Here is a 616-nt window from a genome sequence, read left to right as displayed (position 1 = left end):
TGCTCATAAGTCAATAATTCGGAATGTTTTTTATCTAGGGCTGAACTGATTAGGCAACTTTTATTTTTTGATTGGCAAGACTGATTCTTTCGTTGTTGAACCAATGAATATACTTGGACACATCTAAAATTAGATGTGCAATCGATGGAAACCGGAATTGATAAATCATTTCACGCTTTAATAGGGAGTGAAAACTTTCAATTTTGGCATTATCATATGGATGTCCTAGTTTTGAATACGAATGATCAATTTTATGTCGCTTTAACAAATTTTCAAAGCCAAAACTAGTGAACTGACTGCCCATATCAGTGTGTAAATAATTTGGTTTTTTATCAGTTGACAGCGATCTTTGTAGTGTTGTAACTACCAATTTGGTATCCATCGTGGCACTGATTTGATGGGCTAATATCTTACGCGTTTGTAACTCTAAAACTGACGCTAAATAGACCCACTGACCATTACTCAACTTTAAATAAGTGATGTCCATGCTCCAAGCATTGGCTTCGGGTAAATGCCTGATTAAGTTGGGACGTTGACGATAATCAACAGTTGTCGTTGGTTTGTTAAATCGACGAGTCATGACAGAGTATATGCCAGCTTCTCGCATTAAACGACG

Annotated in this window: 1 protein-coding gene; it reads right to left on the bottom strand. The window is 36.5% G+C overall.

The genetic code is table 11. The annotated features are described in order from the left end of the window. Window positions 1-49: 49 nt before the first annotated feature. Window positions 50-616 (bottom strand): IS3 family transposase (locus tag BMG01_RS10755; RefSeq protein ID WP_143472293.1); only part of this gene is annotated, 567 nt, incomplete at its 5' end.

This window comes from Leuconostoc sp. BM2 (assembly GCF_002095565.1).
Taxonomy (GTDB): Bacteria; Bacillota; Bacilli; order Lactobacillales; family Lactobacillaceae; genus Leuconostoc; species Leuconostoc falkenbergense.
This window is presented reverse-complemented; position numbering and strand designations above follow the sequence as displayed.